Genomic DNA, 1067 nt, shown 5'->3' with positions numbered 1-1067 from the left:
CTGCCGCGAACCCCCCAAACCCCTATCTCCGGCCACGAGGGTCTTGCCCCTGCCAAACTGGGTACCCTGAACTTGGATCCTTCTTTGAACCGAACTCGCCAGGCGATCCTGCCCCGTCGAGCAGAAGAACCCATTCTCAAGATCGGCGAGCAACGGCAGCACACCAACCAGCCCATCTCCACCCTCTACGACTATCAGATGGACGGGCAACAGGTGGTTACTGTCTATGTGCGGGATCTGCCCATTGTCAGTTTTGTCGAGCACCCTGGGCTAGAACCACCGCTGATGCGGGCCATCACCCTTGTGGCCCAGCTCAACCAAATGGCCCAGGGATCCCTGAAAGACACCACCATCACCCTAGGTTGGGCAGGTTTGGAATTGGCCGAACAAGGCTTGGGTGTTCCTCTCTACACCATTCGGGCCAACAGCGAGGAATTGCTGCGCATCGACGCTGGAGTGCTGTTGATCGACAACCAGCGCCCGGTGGATGTGGCTGTTTTGGCTGCCAATCGTCTGCGCCGTCTGCTGCTCGATGCCCCGCCCATTGCAGCTCCGGCCCTGCCTCAACCGGCTGCTCTGACCGCCAAAGCCGCTGTTGCAGGTTCCAAGCCGAAAACAGCCCCTCAACAGGAACCCGCCCCTGTCCGCGTGGTTGGGCCTGTGCAAGAGGGCATTGCTTCTTGGTATGACCTGCACCCAACCCGCCATGAGATGACGGCTGCCCACCCCACCCTGCCCTTTGGCACCGAGGTACGGGTGACCAACCTGAAAAACGGCCGCCAGGCCGTGGTGCGCATCAACGATCGCGGCCCTTTTATTCCCGGTCGGATCATCGACCTTTCCCTGCGGGCGGCAGAGGTGTTGGGGATGGTGCGCTCAGGGCTGGCGCCTGTGCGGGTGGAAGTGGTGCAACGCTAGCTAGGGCACGGGTGAAAAGCGCTTGGAATCGGGGGAATAGCGCCAAGAAATGCCCTCGGGATCCCGGCTGCGGCTCCACTCTGGAAACCCGGTTTTGAATTTCCAGTAGGTAATGGCGGAAACCACCACCCCCAACCGTTCCGCCAACT

Annotated in this window: 1 protein-coding gene; it reads left to right on the top strand. The window is 60.9% G+C overall.

Annotated features, from left to right (window positions below; all coding sequences use genetic code 11):
• Nucleotides 1-918, top strand: a 918-nt coding sequence (locus NW837_RS14405; protein WP_414332271.1) for a septal ring lytic transglycosylase RlpA family protein, incomplete at its 5' end; no start/stop codon positions are given.
• Between the last annotated feature and the right edge of the window lie 149 nt (nucleotides 919-1067).

The organism is Synechococcus sp. R6-10 (genome assembly GCF_047461815.1).
GTDB lineage: Bacteria > Cyanobacteriota > Cyanobacteriia > Thermostichales > Thermostichaceae > Thermostichus.
This window is presented reverse-complemented; position numbering and strand designations above follow the sequence as displayed.